This window comes from Streptomyces sp. NPDC059010, assembly GCF_042740355.1.
Lineage (GTDB): Bacteria > Actinomycetota > Actinomycetes > Streptomycetales > Streptomycetaceae > Streptomyces.
The window spans coordinates 211356-231027 of the sequence record NZ_JBHYJA010000007.1 but is presented as its reverse complement, the minus strand read 5'-3'; the positions used below and the strand labels follow the sequence as shown (position 1 = coordinate 231027).

The window sequence follows — 19672 nt, the reverse complement described above, 5'->3', positions numbered from 1 at the left end:
CCTTAACACCCCCCACTAAAACCGCGGGCGGGGCGCGCGCCCCCCCCGCCCCGCGGTCCGGCGGCCCCCGCGGCAGGATGACGGCCGAAGTGCAGCGAGTGCCGCCGCCCGCGCTCCGTCATCGTGGCTTGCGGCGCAGGACCTTCGCCCCGTGCCAGTGGCACACGTTGAGAGCGAAGTGGAGGTCGAAAGCGTCGGCGTCCAGGTCGAGGTGGTGGTCGTCGACGGCCCGCTGGACACGGTAGTGGACGGTGTTGCGGTGGACCATCAGCTGGTCCGCGGTGGCGGCGTAGCTGCGATTGGTGGCGAGGAAGACGCGCAGCGTCTCGCGGACGAGTTCGCAGCGGGCGTCGTCCACGGCGAGGTCGCCGAGGGTGTCGGAGACGAAGTCGGCCAGTTCGCGAGGCTCGTCGACCAGCAGGGCGACGGGTGCGACACGGGCGAAGGCGACCACGCGAGGGGCACTGGGCCCCGCGGAGAGGGCGAGGGCCTTGGCGCGGGCGGCGGCGCGTGTGCTGCGGCGGAAGCCGTCGAGTCCCGGGCGGACGATGCCGAGGGCGGCCCGTACCGGGAGCGCGGCGTCGGCCAGTTCGGCGGCGATCGTGTCGGGGTCGACGCGGCAGTCGGGCCTGACGGCCAGCCAGATCCGGGCGTGGGCCTCGTCGGTGTGCACTAGCAGGGGGCGGCCCTGGGCGCGCAGGAGGGTGTGCAGCAGTGAGGTCAGCCGGTCGAAGACGGTGGCGGTGTCGGGGGCCTCCTCGGTGTCGCGGCGCCACGCCTCGATGGCCAGGTGGCTGCCGGACAGCGGGTAGTCGAGGGCGGTCTCGGCCTGCCGCGGATCGACCCGTGGGTTGTCCAGGAGCTGGCCCACCCAGTACTGACGCAGCACTCCGCGGGTCTCCACCCAGCGTTCGCGTTCCTCCTCGTAGGCGCGGCCGATCTGGTCGCAGACCCGGTCCAGATAGGCGGAGGTGAGGTGGACGAGGGCGATGACGGTACCGGCCGGGTCCGGCAGCCCGAGGCGGACCGCCTCCCCGAGGACCAGGTCCAGGCTCTGCGCATGGCCCAGGCGGTAGGCGCGCAGCAGGGCCGAGAGCGGAACGTCGCGCTGGGCCAGCCGGCGTGCGTAGGAGACGGCCGAGGCGGGGGCGTCCACCGTCAGCGGATCGATCCGGTTGATGATCACATGCAGGGCGGTCACGATGTTCTCGGTGATGCTGGCTTCCAGGAGCCCGTGCAGCGGCTCGTCGTGTTCCAGCTGGGATATCTCCGCCTCGGTGGTGGCGACCAGCTTGGCGATGAACTCGTCCCGGTTCGCCTGCACCACCTGGGCCGCGAGGACGACCGGATCGGGCGCCCCGTCCGCCGGCTGTTGCTCGGTGCCGTTCACCGGGCCAGGTACCGCAGCGCGGAGCGGGCGGCGTTGGCACCGCACATGCCGTGCACGCCGGCCCCGGGTGGGGTGGCCGCCGAGCACAGGTAGACGCCTGGGATGCCGGTGCTGTAGGGGTCGGCGGCCAGGCGGGGGCGCAGCGTGACCTGCCGTGCGGTGTTGGCGCCGGCGACGATGTCGCCCCCGATGAAGTTGGCGTTGTAGCGGGCCAGTTCGGTGGTCGAGCGCACCGCCTGCCCCACGATCCGTTCCCGGAAGCCCGGCGCGAACCGCTCGATCTGGCGCAGCACCGCCTCGGTGGCGTCACCGGGGTGAGCGTGCGGGACGTGCGCGTACGCCCACACCGGGTGGATGTCGTCGCGGGAGCGGCCGGGGTCGGCCAGGTACTGCTGGCCGACCAGGACGAACGGCCGCTCGGGCATCCGCCCGCCGGCGGTCTGCGCCTCCGTGCGGACGACCTCCTCCAGGGTGCCGCCCAGGTGCACGGTGCCGGCGCGACGGCATGCCTCATGGGTCCAGGGGATGCCCTCCTGGACGGCGAGGTCCACCTTGAACGCCGCCGGGCCGTGCCGCCAGCCGCGGTAGGCCCGGCGCACCCGGCCGGGCAGCCGGTCGCCGCAGATGCGTGCCGCGGCGCCGGGCGCGGTGTCGAGCATGACGATCCGGGCGGGGGCGAGTTGGGCCAGGGAGTCGACCCGCACGCCCGTCTCGATGGTCCCGCCGAGCTGGGTGAGGAGGGCGGCCAGCGCATCGGTGATGGTCCGTGATCCGCCGCGGGCGACCGGCCAGCCGAAGCGGTGGGCGGCGCCGATGATCATCAGCCCGACCGCGGAACTGGCCGGCCCGGTCAGTGGATACATCAGATGCGCCGCCGCTCCCGCGAACAGTGCCCTCGCTTCCTCGGTGTGCCAGCGCCGGGCCACCGCCGTGGCCGGCTGCAGCGCCCGCAGCCCGAAGCGGGCCAGTGCCACCGGGTGGGCGGGCAGATGGGGAACCGGGCGCAGCACATCCTCGGTGAGTGCGTCGAAGTCGGCGGCCAGCGGAGCGAACAGCCGCTGCCAGGCCGGGCCGTCCGCGCCGAGCCCGCGCACCGTCGCCTCCATGGAGCGGACCAGCACCCCGGCCCGTCCGCCGTCCAGCGGGTGGGCCAGATCGACCTCGGGCCACGCCCACTCGACGCCGTACCGCTCCAGGCCGAGGGTGCGCAGGAACGGCGAGGCGACGCCCAGCGGGTGGACCGCGGAGCAGTGGTCGTGCAGCAGTCCGGGCAGGGTCAGCTCGCTGCTGCGGGTGCCGCCGCCGATCTCGTCGGCGGCTTCCAGGACGGTCACCTTCAGACCTCGCTGGGCCAGGGCGACGGCGGCGGCCAGCCCGTTCGGGCCGGCCCCCACCACGATCGCGTCACTCATGCGCGGCCGCCACCTCGGTCGCAGGTCGCGATGGACCGACGGGCTCGACGGGGATCGCGGGCGTCTCGTCGTCGAGCCAGGGCTGGCGCACCACCATCTCCCGTACGTCCACGTAGCCCTCCTCGATCTGGCCGGTCGCCGCGTCCACGATGCGGTAGTGCTGGCGCTGTCGGTGTGTCGGCTGGGATTCGAGCAGGACGACGCGCAGGTCGCCCGGCGCGAACCCGCACCGCTGCTGTACCGCGGCCAGCAGCTGCTCGTCGTGCAGATGGCCGTCGCCGAAGTTCCAGCCGAGGACCGCTCCCGCCACCATCTCGCCCTCCCGCACATCGTAGGACTCCACGTCGTCCACGGCCCGCGGCAGCAGTCCGACCAGCGCCCGGCCGTGGCTGTGCATCGCGCGCCAGGCCAGCCCCTGGTGCAGCACCAGCTCGGCGGCCTCGGGGCCGTACAGGCGGGTGAGCTGGTCGACGGGCAGAGCGGACGCCTTGACGATGTGCTCGTTGAGCCGGTGCTCGGTGCCCTTGCGGAAGCACCACAGGCTGGTGGCCCAGTTGCCGGCGTAGTAGCGCATCGAGGGCAGGAAGGACACCAGGTCGGGTCGGACGTGGCCGAGCACCGGGACCACCACCAGGCTCAGCGCCAGTACGGCGGCCAGGAGCGTGGAGTGCAGGGCGAAGGCGCCGACGGCGGCGTCGTGGCCGAAGAGGACGAGCGCCGAGTAGATGAAGAAGACGTTCCACTCCAGCGGTACGCCCATCGGGAAGGTCGACATGATGTGCAGATGGAAGACGACCATCACGGTCAGGGCGATCGTGGTGACGGGCCCGCCGTCGGACAGCACCAGGACCAGAGGCACCACGTACTCGATGAACGTGCCGCCGTGCGCGGCCGCGGAGGCGAGAGCGGACGGCCTGAGATCGTCGGGGTAGTTGCGGTACAGCCGGCGCTTGAACCACGCCGGGCGCAGCGGGCTGTTGCTGATCATCACCGCCACCACGAACGGGAAGTGGCGGTTGAGCTTGGAGGAGGCGGCGCCCCACCACAGGGCGAGCATGACCAGTTTCAGCGCGGCGGTCTGGTCTGCCACCGGAAAGAGGAAGACCAGCAGCGTCAGCCCGTAGTGCTCCGCGCGGGCGGCGAGGAAGACGGTCTTGTCGCGCAGCCCGAGCAGTGCGAGCAGCGCCGCGAGGACGGCGACCCGCCATGGCGCGAGCACCCCGCCCGCCTCGGCGTCGCCCGGCGTGAACAGCAGCCACACCGCCGCGCCCAACACCGCGGCGTACAGCGCCACATCGGCGGACGTCCGCCGCGTCCCGGAGGTGAACGGGATCCTGGTCGGCCACGGAGGAAGCCGTACCGTGCTCGGGCGCAGCCAGTGCAGGAAGGCGCCGACCGGCGGCAGGAAGTGCGAGCTGAGCGGGCCTGAGCCGCAGCCGAGGCCCAGGACCTCGTACAACAGCGTCCAGACGACGAGTTTCTGATAGACGATCGGCTCCGTCCACCAGGAACCGAAGTCCGCGATGCCGCCGACGCCGGGCGTCGCGGAGACGACCGCGATGCCGCCGAGCGCGTACGCGGTGATCTTCACCAGGTACAGCAGGTGCACGACGCCGGGGGTGCCGAAGCCGTGCATGGCCCAGTGCTGAGCCAGCGGCCTGATGCGCTGGTGGTAGGGGCGGGTGCGCCACTGCCGTACGTCGATGTCCGCGGTGTTCGGTGCGAGGAACCCCATGACTGCCTCCCGTTCCCGTTCAGCCGGCGATGGTGAGGGCGCCGGTGCCTGCGGTGGTCCTGGCCCGCAGTGCGGGTTTGTCCGTCTTGCCGACGGGGTTCCTCGGCAGTCGGTCGACGAGGGTGATCCCGGTGGGCACCTTGAATCTGGCCAGCCGGGCCCGGCAGTGTTCGAGCAGGTCGCCGGTGTCTGCCGACGCGCCCGCGCGCAGTGCCACGAAAGCGACCGGCACTTCGCCGAGCCGCTGGTCGGTCGCGCCCACCACGGCGGCTTCAAGCACGTCGGGGTGGTCGCCGAGGACGTTCTCGATCTCCTTGGGGTAGATGTTCTCCCCACCCCGGATGATCATGTCCTTGATGCGGTCGACGAGCACCAGATAGCCGTCCTCGTCGAAGCGGCCGACGTCACCCGTGTGCAGCCAGCCGTCGATCACGGTGCGGGCGGTCTCCTCCGGGCGGCTCAGGTAGCCACGCATCACATTGGGGCCTCGTACCACCACCTCGCCGGTCGCTCCGGGCGGCATGATCCGGCCCCGCGGGTCCATCACGGCGACCTGCTGGCCGGGCAGCGGCAGTCCGACCGTGCCGGGCTTGCGCGGGCCGTCCAGCGGGTTGGTGGTGGAGGCGCAGGTACCCTCGGACAGGCCGTAGCCCTCCAGGATCGGGATGTCGTACCGCCGTTCGAACCGCTCGATGAGCGCGGGCGGCATCGGGGCCGCACCACAGGCGGCGAACCGCACCGAGGACGTGTCGGGCCGTACCTGCTCCGCCAGTTCGGCGAGCATCGAGTAGATCGCCGGGACCGCGGAGAAGCAGGTCGGGCGGGCCGAGGCGACCAGTTCGAAGAAGGTCTCCGCGCGGAACCGTCCGGCCACCGTGACGTGTCCGCCCGCCAGCAGCGGGGACAGTACGCCGACCACGATCCCGTTGACGTGGAACAGCGGCAGGATCAGCAGGCTGTGGTCGGTCTCGGACAGCCGGGCGGCGCCGATCATCATCTCCGCCATGGCGGCGAGGTTGGCGTGGTCGAGCATCACGCCCTTGGGACGCCCGGTGCTGCCGCTGGTGTAGATCAGCAGGGCGAGCGCGTCCGCGTCCGTCTCCGGCACGGCCGTGTCCTCGGGCCCGGTGACCAGTTCGGCCACCGCGACCGCCCCGGGGAGCGGCGACGGCGCGGCGGTGACGACCACGACGGCATCCGCGTCATCGAGCTGGTGGCGCGTCTCGGCCTCGGTCAGCGCCGGGTTGACCGGGGTCACCGTCGCGCCGAGCCGCCAGGCGGCGAACAGCGCGACGACGAAGTCCGCCGTGTTGGGCAGCAGCAACGCCACCACGTCCCCGCGTCCGACGCCCCGCGACCGCAGGACCGCCGCGGCTCGCCGGACGCGGTGAAGGAACGCCGCGTTGTCGAGAGTTGTCACATCGTCAGCGACACAGGGACCGTCGGCCTCCCGCCGGGCCCGCAGATCTGGCAGTTCCGCGATGTGCATGTCGGCTCCTCGAAGTACGTCGACGGACGTCGGCCGGACGGGTTCGCGTCCCGGGAAGGCGGGACGGATGTCCGGTGTGTGTGAGGAGAGACGGTACGAATCGGCGGTGCTCCCGGCCCATGGGCGCGGGCGACGATGCTGGGGGCGGCCTTTGTGCGTGGCGCACAGGGCGGGTGTCGGGCGGGACCTGTACGCGGCCCGGCGCCCGGCCTCGGCAGCGCTTCCGCACAGGTCCGCGCCGGCCCCGAGGAACACTGCACTCGGAGTCGGCGCGGGGTTGCGGGAGTCGCGGTCAGACGAAGGCGCTCTCGCCCGTGACCGCCTTGCCGACGATGAGGGTGTTCATCTCGCGGGTGCCCTCGAAGGAGTAGATCGCCTCGGCGTCGGCGAAGAACCGGGCGATGTCGTAGTCGAGGACGATGCCGTTGCCGCCGAAGATCTCCCGGCACCATCCCACCACCTCGCGCATCCGCGAGGTGACGAACGCCTTCGCCAGCGAGGAGTGCTCGTCCCGGAAGATGCCCGCGTCCTGCAGTCGCGCGAGCTGGATCAGCATGCCCCAACAGGCGGTGATGTTGCCGAGGCTCTTGACCAGCAGGTCCTGGACCATCTGGAACCGGGCGATCGGGCGTCCGAACTGGCGGCGCTGCTTGGCGTAGTCCAGCGCCAGCTCGTAGGCGCCGATCATCACGCCGAGGGCCTGCCAGGCGACTCCGCTGCGGGTGGCGCGGAGGATCTCGGCCACGTCGCGGAAGGAGTCGATCCGCTGCAGCCGGTTGGCCTCGGGCACCTTGACGTCGGTCAGGGTGATCTCGGCGTTCTCCACGATCCTGAACGCGATCTTGTTCTCGATCTTGACCGGCGAGAAGCCCGGGGTGCCCTTCTCCACCACGAAGCCCTTGACCTTGTCGTCCGCCTCGTCGCGGGCCCACACCACCACCAGGTCGGCGAACGTCGCGTTGCCGATCCACCGCTTGGCACCGTTGAGCACCCAGTTCTCGCCGTCCCAGCGGGCGGTGGTCCGCATGCCGCCGGCCACGTCGGAGCCGCCGAGCGGTTCGGTCATCGCGAAGGCGCCGATGGTGTCCAGCGCGGCCATCGCCGGCAGCCAGCGGTCCCGCTGTTCCTGGTCGCCGCCCCGGTAGATGCTGTACATCGCCAGACCGTTGTGCACGCCGAAGAAGGTGGCGCTGGAGGCGTCGGTGCGGGTGTACTCCATCGACAGCATGCCGACCAGCAGATTGCTCCCGGCCGGTTCAGGGTCGCCGTAGCCCTCGTAGGGGACGCCGGCGAGTCCGAGGTCGCGGAACCTGCCGATGAGTTCGCGGGGGAACTCCCCCTTGGCCCAGTACTCGTTGACCAGCGGTTTGACCTCGGTGCGCATGAACGCCCGGGCGCGCAGCAGCAGTTCCCGCTCGTGCGGCGGCAGCAGCGACTCGACGTCGTAGAAGTCCGCGGCCAGCCGGTCGTCGACGGAAGCGGTCTCGGAAGCCTTCTCGGGCAGTACGGCGGTCATGAACTGGTCTCCTTCTCGGTGCTGGTGGCGCTGTCGCGGGCGGACAGCACGGCGATCTGCCGGGCGTCGCGGTCGCGGCTGAGGTCGGCGTAGGAGCGGGAGGCGTAGGCGTCCTCGACGGCCGCGACGAGTCGTTCGGTCTGGTCGGGGCTCTGCTCGGGTCGGCCGAGCGAGTCCCACATCTGCTGCATCGACACGCCGATGTGCTCGGCCATGTGCCGGTAGCCACCGGGGCCGCCGCCGAGGTGTGCGCCGAGGAACGGCCCCACCGTCGCCCAGCGCAGGCCGAGCGAGTTCACCATCACGGTGTCCAGCTCCGCCGGGCTGACGACGCCCTGCTCGACGAGGTAGATCGCCTCCCGGCTGAGGGCGTTCTGCAGGCGGTTGCCGACGAAGCCGGGGATCTCCTTGCGTTCGACGACCGGGACCCGGCCGACGAAGCGGTAGAACTCCACGGCCCGGGCCACGCTCTCCTGCGAGGTGCGCTCTCCGGGCACCACCTCCACCAGCGGTATCAGGTGCGGTGGGTTGAAGGGGTGGCCGATCAGGATGCGGCCGGCGTCCTCGATGGTGTCGGTGAACGCCGTCGACGGGATCGCCGAGGAGGAACTGAGCAGCAGCGCATGCGCGGGGGCGGCGGCGACCAGGTCGCTGAACAGCTTCCGCTTGAAGGCGACGTTCTCCGGTCCGTTCTCCTGCACGACGTCGGCGTCGCGCACCGCGTCGGCGAGGTCGTCGGCGATGCGCACCCGCTCGGCGAGGCCGCTCACGTCCAGGCCCCGCGCGGCCAGCTGGCCGGCGACCTGGTCGAGTGCCTGGTCGACCGCCTCGGCCAGGTCCGGCCGCGGGTCGGTGATGCGTACCCGCATGCCGTGGCCGGCGAAGAGCGCGGCCCAGGACAGGCCGATCGTCCCGGCGCCGACGACCGCGGCGGTGGTGAAGGGCTTGGTCATCACAGTCTTCTCTCTGCTGTCTTCGTCTCTGCTGTCTGCTCTCTGCGTCCGTGCCTTGGCCGTGCTCACCGGGCGAGGTGGGCGCTGTGGGCCAGGTAGTCGTGGACGGGCTTGACCGGCGCCAGGGTCAGATCGGTCAGGATGTGGCTGGCGGAGACGATCTCGCGGACCGGCAGATCGGCCAGCGGTGCCAGCGCGTGCGCGAACAGCTCCAGCCGGGCGGGGCCGGTCCAGGCGCCCTTCACCGTGATGTCGGTGATCTCGGTGCGCACCAGCTGGGCGACCTGTGGCGCCCCGTCGAATCCGGGGACCAGCTTGAGCATGTAGGTCGGCACACCGACCTGGGCCACGGCCTCCTCGACCGACAACTCGTAGTGCTTGTAGCCCATCGTCGCGGTCGCCACCCGGAGGGTGCCGACGTCGAGGACCCCGACCAGCGCACCGTGGTCGGCGTACAGGGCGGGCGAGCCGGCCGTCTTGGGATAGGCACTGGCCTCGCGGCCGGACGTGATGGCCGGGAGGTTGTCCAGGTACATCGCGTGCAGATACTCGCCGCGCTCCCCCTCGTGGCGGACCGGGATGGCCTGGCCGGACTCGGTGTACGGGCCGTATCCGCTGACGTCGCCCATGCGCATGACCTCGAAGCGCACCAACGGCTCGTCGATCTCCAGTGGTTCGGGGACCACCGCGCGCAGTGCCTCGTAGTCGGTGCGGTAGACGATGTTGAGGTACTCGCGGTTGGTGAAGCGCGGTACGACCGGCGGATAGGCCGGGTTGGCCAGCGGCGTCGCGATGTGCCGGGGTACGTCCTGCTGGTGCATGGTGTGTTCTCCCTCGGGTCCTGGTCCTACCGGCCCTACCGGCCCTGCCAGACCGGGGAGCGGCGTTCGGTGAAGGCGGTCATGCCCTCGCGCACGTCGGCGGAGGCCGCGAGCGAGGCCATCACCTGTGCCTGAGCGGCGAACGCCGCCTCCTCCGGGGCGCCGTCGGCGGTGCGGACGAGTTCCTTGACGGCGGCCAGGGCCAGTGGGGCGTTCTGGGCGATGCGCTCGGCCAGGCGCAGTGCGGTGGCGACGGTCTCTCCGGCCGGGACCACGTGGTTGGCGATGCCCAGGTGTCCGGCGCGTTCGCCGGAGATCGGCTCGCCGGTCAGCAGCAGTTCCATCGCCAGGTGGTGGGGGATGCGCTTGGGCAGCCGGATCACTCCGCCGCCTGCCGCGATCAGTCCGCGGCTGACCTCCGGGAGGCCGAAGCGGGCGTCGTCGGCGGCCACGATCAGGTCGCAGCCGAGGGCGAGTTCGAAGCCGCCTCCCATGGCCCAGCCCTCGACGGCGGCGATCAGCGGCTTGGTCGTACGGGCCTGGGTGAGGCCGCCGAAGCCGCGTCCGGGTATCTCGGGCGATTCACCGGCCAGCGCGGCCTTGAGGTCCATGCCGGCGCTGAACGTGCCATGGGCGCCGGTGAGTACGCCGACGCGCAGGGAGGGTTCCGCTTCCAGGTGGTCCAGGGCTGCGGACAGTCCGGCGGCGACGGCCGCATTGACCGCGTTGCGCGCCTTGGGCCGGTCGATGGTGATGAGCAGGGTGGAACCGCCGGCCTCGGTCCGCACCTCGGTGGTGCTGTGCATGGTGTGTGTCCTCGGTTGACGGTGGGTCAGCGGCCGGCGGCGAGTTCGTGGAAGACCTCGTCGGTGTGCTGGCCGGGCAGCGGGGCGGGCCGGCGGACCGATGCCGGGGTGGCGGAGAACCGCACCGGGATGCCGATCGAGCGGATGGCGCCCTCGCTGGGGTGGTCGACCACGTCGAGCAGCCCGCCGCCCCGCACATACGGGTCCTCGGCCGCCCGGTCGAGTTCGAGCACAGGAGCCATCGGGATGCTGTGCTTGGCACAGACCGATGCCCACTGTTCGGTGGTCAGGCTCGGTGAGCACTCCTCCACCAGGTCCATCAGCGTGTCGACGTCGTCGTCGGCGATGGACTCACCGTTGACACGTGGGTCGGCTGCGAGGTCGGGGCGGTCGGTGGCGAGGAAGAAGTCCCGGAAGTTCTGCGGGTTGTACGGCATGACGCAGGCGAGGCCGTCCTTGGTGGGTACCGCGCGGTGGCCCCGCTTCATCGACAGCGGGAACCCGGTGGGACCCTCCGCGGGTTCGAAGACATGGCCGGCCAGGTGCTCGACGAGGTTGAAGGCGATGAGCGTGTCGGTCATCGGGATCTCGATGTACTGGCCGGTGCCGGTGCGGGCGCGGTGGACCAGCGCGGCGAGCACCGTGTGGACGATGGTCAGCGCGCAGACCTTGTCGCCGATGATCGTCGGCAGGTACGCAGGGGTCCCCAGGGCTCGGTTGGCCACGTCGACCAGGCCGGAAGCGGCCTGGACCGTCTCGTCGTAGGCGGCGTTGCCGGCCCGGTCGGAGTCGCTGCGGAAGCCTTGGGCGTGGGCGTAGACCAGGCCCCGGTTGCGGGCGGCGATGGCGGCGTGGTCGAGGCCGAGGCGGGTGAGAGCGCCTGGGCGCATGTTGGTGACCAGGACGTCGGCGCTGTCGATGAGTTCCAGGGCCCGTGCCCGGTCGGCGTCGTCCTTCAGGTTCAACGCCACGCTGCGCTTGTTGCGGTTGACGTTGAGGTTGAGCGGGGTCATGCCGGGTGTGGTGCGGTAGGGGCCCACCCGTACCGTGTCGGACGGCGACTCGATCTTGATGACGTCGGCGCCGAGGTCGCCGAGGATCTGCGTCGCGTAGGGCCCCATCACCACCGTTGACAGATCGATCACCCGTACGCCGTCCAGTGGACCGGTGGTGCCGATGGCCGTGCTGTCCATCCTCACTCCTGTTCACGCAGTAATTCCTGTCGATTGTTTCCACCGACGACGTTATGCATGAACGAGTTCAGAAGGAATGATCAATTGGCGAACACGGGTGTGACCAGAACGGTCAGACGGAAATGACCTCACCGAAGATCTGCCGCGCCAGGGCGGCGACCCCGCTCAGGTCGCCGCCCTCGCTCGCTCGATCCTTGCGGAACAACAGCCCTGTGGGCAGGGCGGGTTGGAAGCCGTCGACCGGTAGCACGGCCACGTTGTCGAGCCGGTACAGGTGCATCGGGCTCTCCGGCGAGAGCATGGTCATAGAGAAGGCGATACCCGAGGAAATCAATTCCGAGGTGCCTGAGTAATCCGCCATGTTGATGCGGATTCTTTTCTTCACGCCGCCCGAATTCAGCCGGGCGTCGATCTCCTCGAAATAGGCCGGGGTGGCGTCGTACGGTACCGCCACATAGGAGAGATCGGCCAGGTCTTCGAGGGTGACCGACTCCCGCCCCGCGAACCGGTCGGCCGGCACCGCGGCCCCGAGCCGTTCGTGCATCACCTCGATGATCTCCAGCGCCGGATCGGAGACCGGCAGCCGGGCCAGCGCCATCGCCAGCTTTCCGTCGTGCACCGCGTCGGCCAGGTCCGCCGAGGTGCCGGGCCAGCGCTTGAGCTCGCACACCTCCTGGCATGCCTCCTCCAGCATCTGGACCCGTTCCCGCAGCAGCGGATGCACCCCGGCGGGCATCCCGATGAACAGCCGGTCCAGCCGCGGCCGCACCGCCTCGCCCAGCCGCCACGGGATCGAGTTGACCCGCTCAAGGATGTCGCGTGCCATGGGCAGGAGGGCGGCGCCGGCCGGCGTCAGATCGACCCGGTGGGTGGTGCGTTCGAAGAGCTCGTGGCCGAGCTCGCGTTCCAGATCCTTGATCCGCTGGCTCAGCGGCGAGGCCGCCATGTGCAATCTGCGTGCCGCCTGCGAGAAGTTGAGTTCCTCGGCCACGGCGACGAAGTAACGCAGGTGCAGCATGTCCACGACGGTCACCCTACCGATGACAACTGGGCCTGGCGGCCGGAGTGTCAAGAGGGTGGCTCGCGCCACTCCGGAAGCGTGTGCCGTGCCACCTTTGCCCGGTAGGAGGTGGACGGCCTTCGCGGGGTGCGGCACTCACGGGCCGCACCCCTCCCCGTCCTGCGCCGCCATGACGCGGGGGCCGGGCCACCCGTGATGGGCTACGCAGTCGCCGGCAGTACGTGGTCGCCGATCTTGTCGGTGCTCAGGCACAGCGAGCAGACGACGGCGTCATGGGTCAGGCAGGCGGCCAGGTCGGGGCGCTCGTAGGGCTGGTGGCAGACATGGCAGTCGTAGGTCGTCCCGCTCGGGTTGCCCTCCGCGTCGAGCAGCGGCTCGGCGATGCCGTCGTCGGTGCGGCGCAGGTAGTACTTGCCCTTCGTGACGATCGCCGTCAGCGGGGTGAGGACGAAGGCGATCACCGCCGCGGCGACAGGGGAGTAGGGCTGGAGGGTGTCGCCGAGCCCGTGGAAGTACATGGCGATCGACAGGCCGGACGCGGCGACGAAGGCCACGACGCCCACGGGGTTGACGGCGTAGAGCATGCCCCGGCGGAACTCGGGCTGAAGCGGGGACAGTTTCAGCAGGTACTTGTTGATGCCGATGTCCGTGGCGACGGTGACGACCCAGGCGATGGCGCAGTTCGAGTAGAAGCCCAGGATGCTGTTGAGGAAGCTGAACATGTCGGCTTCCATCAGGGCCAGCGCGAAGGCCAGGTTGACCAGGACGAAGACCATGCGGCCCGGGTAGCGCCGGGTGACGCGGGTGAAGGAGTTGGTCCAGGCGAGGGAGCCCGAGTAGGCATTGGTCACGTTGATCTTGATCTGGCTGATGACCACCAGGGCCACGGCCAGCGGGATCACCATCCAGGACGGCATCATCGCGTCGAAGGCGCCGCGGAACTGCTGGATCGGCTCGGGCGCGGCCGTCGGGCCGACCTTGGCGAGGATGTAGACGGCGAGGAAGACACCGATGGCCTGCTTGAGCGCGCCGAGCACGACCCAGCCGGGGCCGGCCATGACGACCGCGGTCCACCAGCTGCGCTTGTTCGCCTCGGTTTTGGGCGGCATGAAGCGCAGATAGTCGATCTGCTCGCCGATCTGGGCTATCAGGGACAGACAGACGCCCGCGCCGAGCAGCACGGAGGCGGTGTTGACCCCGCCCTCGCCGTCGGTCCCGGCGTAGGAGAGGAAGCGGTCGACGGTGCCCGGGTCGGTGGCGACGAGGTAGACCAGCGGGGCGACCATCAGGATCAGCCAGACCGGTGTCGTCCACACCTGGAGCTTGCTCAGCGCCTTCATGCCGTAGATCACCAGCGGGATCACCATCAGCGTGGAGACCAGGTAGCCCAGCCACAGGGGCATACCGAGGCCGATCTTGAGGCCCTGGGCCATGATCGAGCCTTCGAGGGCGAAGAAGATGAAGGTGAAGCTGGCGAAGATGACGCTGGTGAGGACCGAGCCGTAGTAGCCGAAGCCGGAGCCGCGGGTGATCAGGTCCAGGTCGATGTTGTAGCGGGCGCCGTAGTAGGCGAGGGGGAAGCCGGTGACGAAGATGACGACGGCGGCGACCGCGATCGCCACGAGCGCGTTGCCGGTGCCGTGCGCCAGGCCGATGCCGGCGCCGATGGAGAAGTCGGCCATGTAGGCGATGCCGCCGAGTGCCGTGGTGGCCACGACCATGGGGGTCCAGCGGCGGTAACTGCGCGGCGCGAAGCGGAGGGTGTAGTCCTCCAGGGTTTCCTTGGCCGCCTGGTCCGTGGCGCCGTTCGACGGGTCTGTCGCTGTCAGCCGTGACTCGGTGGTGCTCATGTCACGCCTCCTGTGGGGGTGCGGTGGTGATGCGGGGCGTCAGAAGCGATCGGTGTGCAGTCGCGCGCGGCTGCGTATACAACTCCGAGTCCATGGCGGGACACCGTAGGAAGCGCTTGTTTCCCGGGAGCCCCGTACGTCGTGAACGGCTCGTTACGCGGAACTCACGACGGGCGCGTTGGAGCTGTCCGTCGCTGAATTCGTGCGGGCGTCTGCCCAACAGGCGGGGGTCAGGCCTACGTCCGCCGCAGGCGTCCTCGATGAGAGGCGAGCGTCTGTCGGGATGTCAGACCGCTGTTCGAGTTGCGAGTTCCGTCCCGTCACCTGATCCAGGCCGCCGGGTTCAGCCCCGAGACCATCGCCGAGGTCACCGCCCACGGACGGGTCACCACCCGGCCCCTGGCCGGCACCCGGGCCCGCACCGGTGCCGCCACCGCGGACGCCCGGCTGCGGACCGACCTGCTCAGCGACCCCAAGGAGATCCACGAACACGCCATCTCGGTCAAGCTGGCCATGGAGGAGATGACCCGGGTGTGCGACGACACCGTGGTCAGCGAGTACATGGCGGTGCTGGACCGGGGCAGCGTGCAGCACCTGGCCTCCAGGGTCAACGGACGGCTGCGGCCGGGCCGCGGCCCCTGGCAGGCGTTCGCCGCCCTCTTCCCCGCGGTCACGGCGACCGGCATCCCCAAAGCCCACGCCTGCCCCCTCATCCGCGGCTTCGAGGGCAGACCCCGTGGCCTGTACGCGGGCGCGGTCCTGACCTGCGACGCGCACGGCGCCCTCGACGCGGCGCTCGTCCTGCGCAGCGTCTTCCAGCAGGACGGCCACTGCTGGCTCCAGGCCGGCGCCGGTCTGGTACGGCACTCCCGGCCCGAGCGTGAACACGAGGAGACCTGCGAGAAGCTGCGCAGCGTCGCCCACCACCTCGTCCCCGCGCAGGACGCACGACGGCCGTGACGCAGCCGCGCCGCCGTCGGGAACGACAAGACCCGCCGGTCGCGCCACCGGCGGGTCCCGTCACAGCCTTCCGCGAGTCAGGCGACCGGTGTCGGTACCCGGCTCACTGTCGCCGTCCTCGGTTCGAGGACACGTTCGGCCAGGTGGCCGAAGAGCAGACCGAATCCCGCCCACAGCACCGCCTGCATGCCGATCGACGCGAGCCGGAACTCCCACAGGTCGTTGGCGGGGAAGCCATGGGGAGTGTTCTCCCCGGACGGCAGGATCACCGCGGCGACCGTCACCGCCGCCACGAACGCCGCACCGGCGGCGACCGAGGCGTACCAGTTGCCCCACCGAGGGGCGAGCCGGCGGCCGAGCAGAACGGCCGCGATGCCCAACAGCACGGTGAGCGCGATCATCAGGAAGAACAGCGTGGTGCGCTTGCCGATGGTGTCCGGGTTGCCGACCGCGGGCGGATTCGCCGGGTACTTCAGCATCGGCACCAGGTAGACGAGGAGGAAGGCGGCCAGCGCGGTCAGGGCCGCGGTGGCCCGGGCCGAGAACCGGCCGACACGGCCCAGGGCGAAGCAGAAGGCGAGGGCGGCGATGCCCCCGATCGCCACGCCGAAGACCAGGACGCCGGTGGCCAGACCGGCGGTCGACTGCACCGTACGGCTGACCAGTTCCTCCCCGCCGTGTTCATGTGAGTTGGCCGACTCGAACGCGATCGCCGCGTCCACCGGTCCCTCACCGACCAGATAGGCGAAGACCAGAGCGGGGAGCGCGGCGCCGAGGCCCGCGAGCATGCCGCGCACCAACAAGGCGCGCACGATGGCGGAATTCATGGTGGGCCGTCCGTCTCAGTGGCAGGGGAAGCCGAGCAGGTGGCGTGCGTCGTGCACCCACTCGTGGACTTCCTCGCCCGAGAGGACGGCGGTGGCACCCTGCTCGGCGCCGACGAAGTACAGCAGGACGAGCATCAGGACGCCGAAGAACACCGCCCAAGGGGCTATGACCTTGAGCGGCAGGGGTGCGACGGCGACGTTGGTGCTGGGGGCAGGGGCGGCAGTGGACTGCGCCATGGCGAGACCTCCTCGGGAACAACGCGTCCCGGTTCGTGTGGAGCACTCGACGACGGCATGGGGTCTGACTCACCGCCGCCTCCCGCGGGAGGGGCGGCACACAGTGGCGCGACCGTGCCGGGTTTGCACCGGACTTCCGTGGTGCCGTCGTCCTTGTCGTCCAGAGCGTAAGGGCAAGATAAGGATCAGCCAACATGGCGTACGCCACCTACGGTGGCCCAGCAGTGGTGAATCGGCCTGAGGGGGGCGCATTCCTGTTCGCCTCGCGCCGGTGTGCGCCGCCCCCCAGGGCTCACTTCATCGTTCAGTTGCCGGTCGCCGGCGACCGGCGCTTGACCAGCCACCAGGCACCGCCGCCGAGGACGAGCAGCGCCACGACCACACCGCCGACGACCACCCCCGTCGACGAACCGTCGTCCTCGTCCGCTGCCTTGCCGGCGTTGGCTGCGGTCGCGGCAGGAGTGGTCGGCGCGGCGGCCGACGCGCTCGGGCTCGGTTCCTCGCTCGCCGTCGGGTCGGCGCCGACGGGTGTGGCTCCCGGGGCCGCGGCCTTCAACTTCAGCAGGGGAGCGGGCTGTTCGGACTCCGCCCCGTCGCGGGGCAGTTCGATCCAGCGGGAGACCTCGCCGTCGCTGTAGGTCTCCACCGTCTTGAACGCGATCTCCTTGGCGTCGGGGAGCTGCCGGACCTTGATCGAGTACTCGGCGTCGACCCCGGCCTTCAGGGCGGGGCCGCCGAGGGTGTAGCCGTCGTCGGTGGCCTTCAGCTTCCAGCCCTTGGGCGACTTTCCGAGAGTGACGTCCGTCGGCGCGATGCCCTCGGGCAGGACGACGCGCAGCTCGGCGAAGCCGGCCTTGGCGGACTCCGCCTCGGAGACGAAGCTCAGAGTGACGTTCTCGGCCAGGGCCTGCGGGGTGTCGGCCTCGACCTCCGCGTGGGCGGCGGCCGGTCCGGCCACGGCGAGAACGGCCGTCAGCGCGGCGGCACCGCTGATCGTGACGCGGCGCGCGAAGCGGGCGCGGTGGTGTGCGGGCATGGGGAACTCCTTGCAGGTGATGCCGGGCGGGCCTGAGCCGCGGCCCGGGTGAGGGGACGGTGCGGGACGTGGGCGCGTCCCGGTGGTCCCCTGCGCACCAGCGTGTGCTCCAGGGTGTACGTCCATGCCACCGAGGGGAGTTCGAAGCCGGCGACCAGCCGCAGCACGGGCGGCGCGGTGATCTCGGCCGTGCGAAGCCGCGGAACCAGCCGGGTCGCGGCGACGGCGGCGATCCGGCGCAGGGTGCGGACGGCAACCAGTGCCGCCGTCACGGCCGCGTCCGCGCGCTGCAGCAGCCAGCCGGCCGCCAGCGCGGCGGCCAGGTGGGCGGCGGTCATGGCCGCCGAGGAGTGATGCCAGGCATGCCCGTCGCCGAGAGTGGGGCGGGCGGTGTGCCCTTCGGCAGCGTGTACGGCGTGTCCGCCGTCGGAGTGGTGCGCGCCGCCGGCCGCGGTCAGCGCCAGGTGAAGGGCGGTTTGCGCGACGACCGTGCACGCCACGACGGCGGGCAGGGACAGGCGACGGCGGGCGACCGGCCGGACCAGGGCGAACTGCCCCAGCGTGAAGACGATCACCAGCCGCCACGGCACAGCGCCCTCGGCGACCGCATGGTGCCCCAGCGCCGCGAGGGTGCTGCCGACGAGCGCGAACAGCCCGGCCCGCACGCACGCCCCCGTACGGCTCGGCCGCGCACCCGCGCTCCGGCCGCCGTACGGCATCACGCCGTCGTACGGCCTCACGTGATCACCTGGCACGGTCGCCACCTTGTCGTATACGTCGGGGCCGTGTGGGGTGTTCACAGCGGAAGGCGGGCACGGGGGCGCGATTGTGCTGGTCAGTCGGCCAGCCGGGCGTCGATGAGGTTCTTGAACGCCGCGTAGGAGCCGGGTGTCTGGATCATCTCCCCGTCCATGAAGAAGGTCGGAGTGCCCTGGACGCCGAGGCCGAGGCCGTCGCGCTGGTCGGTCCGGACGCGCTCGGCGACCCGGGGGTCGGCGAGCGCGGTGTCGAACTGTGCCATGTCCAGGCCGAGTTGCTTCGCGTAGTCACGGAAGACGTCCTGTTTCGACTCCTGTGCCTCCCCCCATTCCTTCTGGGTGGTGAAGAGCTTGCTGTACATCTCCTCGAACTTGCCCTGGTGGGCGGCGGCCTGGGCGGTGCGGGCGGCGAGTTCGCCGTTGCGGTGGCCGGGCATGGGGAAGTAGCGGGCCACGAAGGTGACCCGGTCGCCGTACTCCTCGCGCAGCTTCTCCACGACCGGGTAGAACGCGCCGCATCCCTCGCATTCGAAGTCCAGGAACTCGACGACGGTCAGTTCGCTCTTCTTCGGAGTGGTGAGCCGGTGGCTGTTGTCGCGCACGGCCATCGCCTCGGCGACCGGCCGCACGTCGAGGCCACCGCTGCCGCGGTCGTCCGGCTTGAACAGCAGGTAGGAGCCGATCGCGGCGGCGAAGCCGGCCACGAGGACTACGACGGCGAACAACTGCCTCTTGAACTTTTTCATGCTCTTGAACGTCTTCATGATTCCTCGGTGGGGGTGGGCCTGGCCGGCCCGCCGAGGTACGGCGGCTGGTCCTCGTGCACCGCCCGTCAGGGCAGGCAGGGAGCGCCGAGCGGCAGGGGCCGGTAAAGGGCGTGCGGACTGATCCCGCGGTGGGGCGGTGCCCGGCCCTCGTTGAGGCGTACCGATGCGGCCGGCCTCAGCGGCGCGGCGCTCGTGCGGATGGGGGGCTGCGGGCCCGTCGCGTCGGTGCGGCCTAGCAGCGGCCAGCGGAACAGCAGCAGTCGGCGTACGGCCGCCAGCAGGGGCCTGCGCTGCCACGGCAGCCGCTCGGTGATGCCGAGCAGCCGGGCCGCGAGCAGCAGGGTGAGCAGATGCCCGGCCAGCACCATGCCGGGCGGAGGGCCGGCCACCGTGTCGTGCTCGACCAGCCAGGACAGCCCGCCGGGACTGCCGCCCCGGACGGTGACGGCGGTGCAGACGCCGGGCAGCGAGTAGACGGCGTGGTGGGCCAGTTGCGCTGCCGCGAGGGCGACGAGCAGCTGGGTGTCGTTGAGCCGTCGCCGGGTCAGGACGGCCGCGCCGAGGACGGCGACGACGCCCGTCGTCGCCACGACGGCCCAGCGCGGTGTGTGCCCCTGCGACAGCACGTGCCCGGCCACGGGCAGCAGCACGCACAACGCCGCCAGCACGCCGGCCCGCATCCCGCGCAGCACTCCGTACGCCGGGGCGGCGCAGGAGCGGGGCGGTGCGAACGGGCGCATGGCGGTGCGGCTTTCAGGGCTTCAGGGAGGTCCGGCGGGCGATCGAGCGGTGGGCACGAGGCAGGGGGGAGCCGTATCGCACGGCAGCGTACCCGCCGCTGAGCGCGGGGCTCGTCGCCGGGGTCCGTGCGGCGGTGCGGCGAGCTGTGCCGCCCCGCTGC

18 protein-coding genes are annotated in these 19672 nt (G+C 71.1%); 1 reads left to right on the top strand and 17 read right to left on the bottom strand.

The features are described 5' to 3' along the window. Window positions 1-118: 118 nt before the first annotated feature. From ACFWYS_RS09865 to ACFWYS_RS09815, 11 genes are all read right to left on the bottom strand, one after another. Complete coding sequence (locus tag ACFWYS_RS09865; RefSeq protein WP_384765459.1) at window positions 119-1390, bottom strand: PucR family transcriptional regulator; 1272 nt, start codon at window positions 1388-1390, stop codon at window positions 119-121. Beyond that, entirely contained in the window at window positions 1387-2802 is a 1416-nt protein-coding gene (locus tag ACFWYS_RS09860; protein WP_384765457.1) for a phytoene desaturase family protein, read from the bottom strand. Before ACFWYS_RS09860 ends, ACFWYS_RS09865 begins: the two co-directional genes overlap by 4 nt. Then, a complete protein-coding gene (locus ACFWYS_RS09855) occupies window positions 2795-4537 on the bottom strand; it encodes a DUF3556 domain-containing protein (protein ID WP_384765455.1) in 1743 nt (580 codons plus the stop codon). Before ACFWYS_RS09855 ends, ACFWYS_RS09860 begins: the two co-directional genes overlap by 8 nt. A 19-nt stretch (window positions 4538-4556) precedes the next feature. Continuing rightward, complete coding sequence (locus ACFWYS_RS09850) at window positions 4557-6026, bottom strand: class I adenylate-forming enzyme family protein (RefSeq protein WP_384765454.1); 1470 nt, start codon at window positions 6024-6026, stop codon at window positions 4557-4559. A 292-nt stretch (window positions 6027-6318) separates the two neighbouring features. Further along, on the bottom strand, window positions 6319-7542 hold the full coding sequence (locus tag ACFWYS_RS09845) for an acyl-CoA dehydrogenase family protein (RefSeq protein WP_384765453.1): 1224 nt from the start codon (window positions 7540-7542) through the stop codon (window positions 6319-6321). Next, on the bottom strand, window positions 7539-8564 hold the full coding sequence (locus ACFWYS_RS09840) for a 3-hydroxyacyl-CoA dehydrogenase NAD-binding domain-containing protein (protein ID WP_384765452.1): 1026 nt from the start codon (window positions 8562-8564) through the stop codon (window positions 7539-7541). The genes ACFWYS_RS09845 and ACFWYS_RS09840 overlap by 4 nt, the downstream gene beginning before the upstream one ends. Then, window positions 8561-9316, bottom strand: a complete 756-nt coding sequence (locus tag ACFWYS_RS09835; protein ID WP_384765451.1) for an acetoacetate decarboxylase — start codon at window positions 9314-9316, stop codon at window positions 8561-8563. The genes ACFWYS_RS09840 and ACFWYS_RS09835 overlap by 4 nt, the downstream gene beginning before the upstream one ends. Before the next feature lie 35 nt (window positions 9317-9351). Continuing rightward, the gene (locus ACFWYS_RS09830) at window positions 9352-10122 is read right to left on the bottom strand and encodes a crotonase/enoyl-CoA hydratase family protein (protein WP_384765450.1); all 771 of its coding nucleotides are present in this window, start codon (window positions 10120-10122) and stop codon (window positions 9352-9354) included. 26 nt (window positions 10123-10148) lie between these two features. Continuing rightward, window positions 10149-11315: a CaiB/BaiF CoA transferase family protein gene (locus tag ACFWYS_RS09825; protein ID WP_384765449.1), complete on the bottom strand. Its 1167-nt coding sequence runs from the start codon at window positions 11313-11315 to the stop codon at window positions 10149-10151. 112 nt (window positions 11316-11427) lie between these two features. Continuing rightward, window positions 11428-12333: a LysR family transcriptional regulator gene (locus ACFWYS_RS09820; protein WP_384765519.1), complete on the bottom strand. Its 906-nt coding sequence runs from the start codon at window positions 12331-12333 to the stop codon at window positions 11428-11430. A 203-nt stretch (window positions 12334-12536) separates the two neighbouring features. After that, window positions 12537-14186, bottom strand: a complete 1650-nt coding sequence (locus tag ACFWYS_RS09815; RefSeq protein ID WP_384765448.1) for a purine-cytosine permease family protein — start codon at window positions 14184-14186, stop codon at window positions 12537-12539. A gap of 303 nt (window positions 14187-14489) precedes the next feature. Between ACFWYS_RS09815 and ACFWYS_RS09810 the strand changes: the two genes are divergently transcribed. Continuing rightward, on the top strand, window positions 14490-15146 hold the full coding sequence (locus tag ACFWYS_RS09810; protein ID WP_384765446.1) for a chorismate-binding protein: 657 nt from the start codon (window positions 14490-14492) through the stop codon (window positions 15144-15146). A gap of 77 nt (window positions 15147-15223) precedes the next feature. Here the strand turns inward: ACFWYS_RS09810 and ACFWYS_RS09805 are convergent, their stop codons facing one another. The 6 genes from ACFWYS_RS09805 to ACFWYS_RS09780 all read right to left on the bottom strand — a co-directional run bounded on the left by ACFWYS_RS09805 (window position 15224) and on the right by ACFWYS_RS09780 (window position 19511). Continuing rightward, window positions 15224-15973 (bottom strand): CbtA family protein, encoded by a 750-nt coding sequence (locus ACFWYS_RS09805; protein ID WP_384765445.1) that lies wholly within the window; start codon window positions 15971-15973, stop codon window positions 15224-15226. A gap of 15 nt (window positions 15974-15988) precedes the next feature. Then, complete coding sequence (locus ACFWYS_RS09800) at window positions 15989-16210, bottom strand: CbtB-domain containing protein (RefSeq protein ID WP_384765443.1); 222 nt, start codon at window positions 16208-16210, stop codon at window positions 15989-15991. A 304-nt stretch (window positions 16211-16514) separates the two neighbouring features. Beyond that, window positions 16515-17246 (bottom strand): DUF1775 domain-containing protein, encoded by a 732-nt coding sequence (locus tag ACFWYS_RS09795; RefSeq protein ID WP_384765442.1) that lies wholly within the window; start codon window positions 17244-17246, stop codon window positions 16515-16517. Continuing rightward, window positions 17183-18001 (bottom strand): hypothetical protein, encoded by an 819-nt coding sequence (locus ACFWYS_RS09790; protein WP_384765440.1) that lies wholly within the window; start codon window positions 17999-18001, stop codon window positions 17183-17185. Before ACFWYS_RS09790 ends, ACFWYS_RS09795 begins: the two co-directional genes overlap by 64 nt. Window positions 18002-18081: 80 nt before the next feature. After that, window positions 18082-18750, bottom strand: coding sequence for a DsbA family protein (locus tag ACFWYS_RS09785; RefSeq protein ID WP_384765439.1), 669 nt, complete (start codon window positions 18748-18750; stop codon window positions 18082-18084). An 86-nt stretch (window positions 18751-18836) separates the two neighbouring features. After that, window positions 18837-19511, bottom strand: a complete 675-nt coding sequence (locus tag ACFWYS_RS09780) for a hypothetical protein (RefSeq protein WP_384765438.1) — start codon at window positions 19509-19511, stop codon at window positions 18837-18839. Window positions 19512-19672: the final 161 nt, after the last annotated feature.